A 6,302-nucleotide genomic window follows, 5' to 3' on the forward strand; every position below is an offset into this window, starting at 1 on the left:
GCCCGAAGGCGCGTTGGCGAGACACTCAATGTAAAGGATTACTCTTCTTCTTCAACTTCAACGAAGCTTGCGTCTTTCACTGATGTTGCTGCACGACGGGCTTCACCTTTGTGCTGCACTTTATTGAGCTGCCGTTCCAGCTTGTTAATCAAATCGTTGATGGCGGTGTACATATCTTCATGTTTTGCGCTGGCGACCAGATGGCCGTTTGGAGTATTGATAGTTGCGTCAGCGATGAAACCCTGCGGCTCCTTAGAAAGAATGATATGTGGCTTGATCAGGTGAGTTTGCCATTTATCCAGTTTGGCGAGACGGTCTGCGACGTGCTGGCGTATTGCCGGAGTAATTTCCATTTGTTTACTGGTAATGTTCATTGTCATAAATTTTACCTCTTGTCTTTCCCGTCTTGGTGATTCCAGCATACCGTTCTTAATGTCAAAATACGTGATCTAAATCACATTTTTATGTCACTTTTTGTCAGCGGATTCTTTTTGTGAGGCAGGACAGGAAGAATCAACTTTTACCTTGTCGAGTGGGCAAACTGCGTTCATAGTTGATAGGATTCGTGCGGGCTAAACCGGTTCAGCCTACGACAGATATGAATAAAAAAACGGCAGCCCGCGGGCTGCCGTTTTGCATATTGATGAAGGATCAGGAATTGCTGCTGTTGGCGGCAATAATCTTCGCAACTTTTTCCGCCTGTGCAGTCATCTGCATCTGGCGGTAGGCGTTTTCCATCAGCGTCAGGCCATCACGGGTAGCCTGGGTATCCGGATAATCACGCAGCATGCCTTCAACGCGGTTCACGACGGCAACCCATGCACCACGGCGGGTGTAATAATCCGCGACAGAGTATTCGTATTTAGCCAAACGATCTTTCAGGAACACCAGCCGCTTGCCGGCATCCGTAACATACTGGCTGTTCGGATAGCCACGCACCAGTTTGGAGAAGTCGTTGAACGCATCGCGGGCGTGCTGAGGGTCACGGTCTGAACGATCCACACCAAAGAAGCCTTGCAATGCACTGTCATCCAGCGCCATGTTGGTCAGGCCGCGCATATACATAACATAGTCAATATTTGGATGGGTCGGATTCAGACGCATGAATCGATCAATCGTTGCCTGCGCCAGCGGCAGATCGGCATTTTTATAGTAGGCGTAGATCAGATCTAACTGTACCTGCTGGGAATAAGGACCAAATGGATAACGATTATCCAGCGCTTCCAGTTGCGTTATCGCCTGTTTCCAGTTACCGTCCTGCAGCTTTTGCTGAGCAGTCGCATAGATTTCATTCGGCGGATTGTCAGGGACCTGTTCATTCGAACCGGAGCAGCCCACCAAAGCCAGGCTCAACGTGGCCGCTGCCACCAGATATTTCATGCGCGTCATGACGTTTTGACTTTCCTCAAATGTTTGTCCGGGAGAATCTCTTTCCTGCTCCCGATTAAGACCAGCTACAATAGCACACTATATTAAACGGCAAAGCCGTAAAACCCAACGTTAAACGAAGAAGCAGTCTATGGCACAACGAGTAGAACTCACCGCAACAGTCTCCGAAAAACAGCTCGGACAACGCTTAGATCAGGCTTTGGCCGAAATGTTCCCTGATTATTCGCGTTCACGCATAAAAGAATGGATTCTGGACCAGCGCGTGCTGGTCAATGGCAAGATTTGGGATAAGCCAAAAGAAAAAGTGTTGGGTGGGGAAGTTGTTGCCATCAATGCTGATATCGAAGAAGAAGTCCGCTTCGAAGCCCAGGATATCCCGCTGAATATCGTTTATGAAGATGACGACATTCTGGTAATCAACAAGCCGCGAGATTTAGTCGTGCACCCTGGTGCAGGCAACCCTGACGGCACAGTGCTGAATGCACTGCTGCACTATTATCCACCTATCGCTGACGTACCGCGTGCGGGGATCGTTCACCGTCTGGATAAGGACACGACCGGCCTGATGGTCGTTGCGAAGACCATTCCGGCGCAAACGCATCTGGTAGAAGCTCTGCAGCTGCGTGAAATCACCCGTGAGTATGAAGCCGTCGCAATTGGTCATATGACCTCAGGCGGGACGGTTGAGCAGCCAATTAGCCGTCATCCAACGAAACGTACCCATATGTCTGTCCATCCAATGGGCAAACCGGCGGTTACGCACTATCGCATTATGGAACATTTCCGCATTCATACGCGTCTGCGTCTGCGACTGGAAACCGGGCGTACGCATCAGATCCGTGTTCATATGTCCCATATCACCCATCCGCTGGTGGGCGATCAGGTCTATGGTGGCCGTCCGCGTCCGCCAAAAGGTGCGTCTGAAGAGTTTATCGCTATGCTGCGTAAATTCGACCGACAGGCTCTGCATGCGACCATGCTGCGTCTTTATCATCCGATCACCGGTATTGAGATGGAGTGGCATGCGCCAATCCCTCAGGATATGGTGGATCTGATCGACGCGATGCGTGCCGATTTTGAAGAGCATAAAGACAACGTGGATTGGCTATGACCAAACTGATTGTCCCGGAGTGGGCCATGCCGAAAGGCGTAGCCGCCTGCAGTTCCACCCGTATCGGTGGTGTCAGTGAGGGAGCCTGGGAATCATTAAACCTGGGCGCTCACTGTGGCGACAATCTCGACCACGTCGAGGAGAACCGCCAGCGCATGTTCGCGGCAGGTCGGCTGCCATCAAAACCGGTCTGGCTTGAGCAAGTACATGGTTCTGATGTGCTGAAACTCACCGGTGAACCCTACGCCTCAAAGCGTGCAGATGCGTCCTATAGCAATACTCCGGGCACAGTGTGTGCCGTCATGACCGCCGACTGTCTGCCGGTGCTGTTCTGCAATACAGCCGGGACCGAAGTTGCCGCCGCCCATGCGGGCTGGCGTGGTTTGTGCGCGGGGGTGCTGGAAGAAACTGTCGCCTGCTTTGCGGATAGTGCGGATAACATCGTTGCCTGGCTTGGCCCGGCGATTGGCCCGCAGGCGTTCGAAGTGGGGCCGGAAGTCCGTGCGGCATTTATGGAAAAAGATCCACAAGCTGAGCGTGCTTTCCATCCGGCAGGGGATAAATTTATGGCTGATATCTATCTCCTGGCCCGTCAACGCCTGATGAACGTGGGTGTTAATCAGATCTACGGTGGCGATCGCTGCACATTCACCGAAACGGGTGATTTCTTCTCTTATCGTCGCGACAAGACGACAGGTCGTATGGCAAGTTTCATTTGGCTGATATAACCTAAAGAATCAAGACGATCCGGCACGCGCCGTTTTCTTTTCGCATAATTCAGGTCATTCACCTTGAATAATTGAGGGATGACCTCATTTAATCTCCAGTAGCAAATTTGACCTGTTATGGGAGGAGTTATGCGTCTGGATCGTCTTACCAATAAATTCCAGCTGGCACTCGCCGACGCCCAGTCTCTCGCACTGGGGCGCGACAACCAATTTATCGAACCTCTTCATTTAATGAGCGCCTTGCTGAATCAGGAAGGGGGGTCGGTACGTCCTTTGCTTACGTCTGCCGGCATTAATGCGGGCCAGTTACGCACGGCTATCGATCAGGCGTTGAGCCGTTTGCCACAGGTGGAAGGTACCGGTGGTGATGTTCAACCGTCTCAGGATCTGGTGCGCGTTCTGAATCTTTGCGACAAGCTGGCGCAAAAGCGTGGGGACAATTTTATTTCGTCAGAGCTGTTTGTTCTGGCGGTGCTTGAATCACGTGGCACGTTGACCGACCTGCTGAAAACCGCTGGTGCAACCACGGCCAACGTGACTCAGGCGATTGCACAGATGCGTGGAGGTGAAAGCGTGAACGATCAGGGTGCCGAAGACCAGCGTCAGGCGTTGAAGAAATTTACCGTCGACCTGACTGAGCGTGCTGAACAGGGCAAGCTGGATCCGGTGATTGGCCGTGACGAAGAGATTCGCCGCACAATTCAGGTTCTGCAGCGCCGGACCAAAAATAACCCCGTGCTCATCGGTGAGCCGGGTGTCGGTAAAACCGCCATTGTTGAAGGACTGGCGCAGCGTATCGTTAATGGCGAAGTTCCTGAAGGCTTAAAAGGCCGTCGGGTACTCGCGCTCGATATGGGGGCGCTGGTGGCCGGGGCAAAATACCGGGGTGAGTTCGAAGAGCGCTTAAAAGGCGTGCTTAACGATCTGTCGAAACAGGAAGGCAACGTTATCCTGTTTATAGATGAGCTGCACACCATGGTCGGAGCGGGTAAGGCCGACGGGGCAATGGATGCCGGGAACATGCTGAAGCCGGCGCTGGCGCGAGGTGAACTGCACTGCGTGGGGGCCACAACCCTTGATGAGTATCGGCAGTACATTGAAAAAGACGCTGCGCTGGAACGTCGCTTCCAGAAAGTCATTGTCGCTGAACCGTCAGTAGAAGATACCATCGCCATTCTGCGTGGTCTGAAAGAGCGTTATGAGCTGCATCATCATGTGCAGATCACCGACCCGGCTATCGTGGCGGCGGCAACGTTATCGCATCGTTATATCGCCGACAGGCAACTGCCGGACAAGGCCATCGATCTGATCGATGAGGCGGCCTCCAGCATTCGTATGCAGATTGACTCGAAGCCGGAAGAGCTGGACAGGCTCGATCGTCGCATTATTCAGCTCAAGCTTGAACAGCAGGCGCTGAAGAAAGAGTCGGATGAAGCCAGTAAGAAACGCCTGGATATGCTCAATGAAGAGCTCGATGACAAAGAGCGTCAATATTCCGGCTTAGAAGAAGAGTGGAAAGCGGAAAAAGCGTCCCTTTCGGGCACACAGACAATTAAAGCTGAACTGGAGCAGGCGAAGCTTGCGATAGAACAGGCGCGTCGCGTGGGCGACCTGGCGCAAATGTCTGAGCTGCAGTACGGTAAAATTCCGGAACTGGAAAAACAGCTGGCGGCCGCAACCCAGTCCGAAGGCAAAACCATGCGTCTGTTACGTAATAAGGTGACGGATGCAGAGATCGCGGAGGTGCTGGCGCGCTGGACCGGGATCCCGGTAGCCAGGATGCTGGAAGGTGAGCGTGACAAACTGCTGCGGATGGAGCAAGACCTGCACCACCGGGTGATTGGCCAGAATGAAGCGGTCGAAGCGGTATCGAATGCGATTCGCCGTAGCCGTGCCGGGCTGTCCGATCCTAACCGACCTATTGGTTCGTTCCTGTTCCTCGGGCCGACTGGTGTGGGTAAAACGGAGCTGTGTAAAGCGCTGGCGAACTTCATGTTCGATAGCGACGATGCGATGGTGCGGATCGACATGTCCGAGTTTATGGAGAAACATTCGGTGTCGCGTCTTGTGGGTGCGCCTCCGGGATACGTCGGCTATGAAGAGGGCGGTTATTTGACAGAAGCAGTGCGCCGTCGCCCGTACTCCGTCATTCTGCTGGATGAAGTGGAAAAGGCACACCCGGATGTGTTCAACATCCTTCTTCAGGTGTTGGATGATGGACGCCTGACGGACGGGCAGGGGAGAACGGTCGATTTCCGTAATACGGTAGTCATTATGACCTCGAACCTGGGTTCCGATCTGATTCAGGAACGGTTTGGCGCGCTGGATTATGGGCATATGAAGGATCTGGTGCTGGGAGTGGTTAGCCAAAACTTCCGCCCTGAGTTCATCAACCGTATTGATGAAGTGGTGGTCTTCCATCCTCTGGGTGAAAAACACATTGCTTCTATTGCCCGTATACAGCTGCAGCGGTTGTATCAGCGTCTGGAAGAGCGTGGATACGAAACGCAGATTTCAGATGATGCCCTGCAGCTGCTGAGTGCGAACGGTTACGATCCGGTGTACGGGGCGCGTCCATTAAAACGCGCCATTCAGCAACAGATCGAAAACCCGCTGGCTCAGCAAATCTTGTCCGGGGCACTTATTCCGGGCAAAACAATACAGCTGGTGGTGAAAGACGACCACATTGTGGCAGTGCAGTAAGTCACAGAACGGCAAAAACGAGCCCCTCGGGGCTCGTTTTTGTTTAAAAAACAGGCGAAACTGGATTTTCAGACATGTTATTGCCTGGAAAGTGAGCGAACGATAAGTAATTTTCATTTTATGCTTGTCAGCCCAGAAGAATCGCCTATACTGCGCCTCCACTGACACGGAACAACGGATTACAAACCGCCGTGACAGCAGGGGTTCAGAGATGAACGCCGACAGAGAAAAGCGAAAAATAATTGCTTGACTCTGAAAGAGGAAAGCGTAATATACGCCACCTCGCAACGGTGAGCTTAACGCCGCGTTGCACTGCTCTTTAACAATTTATCAGACAATCTGTGTGGGCACTCAAAGTGACATGGATTCTT

Annotated in this window: 5 protein-coding genes; 3 read left to right on the plus strand and 2 right to left on the minus strand. The window is 52.6% G+C overall.

Annotated elements, in window-relative coordinates; genetic code table 11:
• Window positions 1–38: 38 nt before the first annotated feature.
• Together raiA and bamD are read right to left on the minus strand one after the other, a co-directional pair.
• Window positions 39–380: a ribosome-associated translation inhibitor RaiA gene (gene raiA, locus M8014_RS08240; RefSeq protein WP_271282033.1), complete on the minus strand. Its 342-nt coding sequence runs from the start codon at window positions 378–380 to the stop codon at window positions 39–41.
• Window positions 381–651: 271 nt separating this feature from the next.
• A complete protein-coding gene (gene bamD, locus M8014_RS08245; RefSeq protein ID WP_271267244.1) occupies window positions 652–1,389 on the minus strand; it encodes an outer membrane protein assembly factor BamD in 738 nt (245 codons plus the stop codon).
• A gap of 130 nt (window positions 1,390–1,519) precedes the next feature.
• Here bamD and rluD point away from each other — a divergent pair, with 130 nt between their 5' ends.
• The 3 genes from rluD to clpB all read left to right on the plus strand — a co-directional run bounded on the left by rluD (window position 1,520) and on the right by clpB (window position 5,931).
• A complete protein-coding gene (gene rluD / locus M8014_RS08250) occupies window positions 1,520–2,500 on the plus strand; it encodes a 23S rRNA pseudouridine(1911/1915/1917) synthase RluD (RefSeq protein ID WP_271282034.1) in 981 nt (326 codons plus the stop codon).
• The gene (gene yfiH, locus M8014_RS08255; protein ID WP_271282035.1) at window positions 2,497–3,228 is read left to right on the plus strand and encodes a purine nucleoside phosphorylase YfiH; all 732 of its coding nucleotides are present in this window, start codon (window positions 2,497–2,499) and stop codon (window positions 3,226–3,228) included. The genes rluD and yfiH overlap by 4 nt, the downstream gene beginning before the upstream one ends.
• A gap of 129 nt (window positions 3,229–3,357) precedes the next feature.
• On the plus strand, window positions 3,358–5,931 hold the full coding sequence (gene clpB, locus M8014_RS08260) for an ATP-dependent chaperone ClpB (RefSeq protein WP_271282036.1): 2,574 nt from the start codon (window positions 3,358–3,360) through the stop codon (window positions 5,929–5,931).
• The last annotated feature ends 371 nt before the right edge of the window (window positions 5,932–6,302 follow it).

It is taken from the genome of Silvania hatchlandensis, assembly GCF_025564065.1.
In the GTDB taxonomy this organism is placed as follows: domain Bacteria; phylum Pseudomonadota; class Gammaproteobacteria; order Enterobacterales; family Enterobacteriaceae; genus Enterobacter; species Enterobacter hatchlandensis.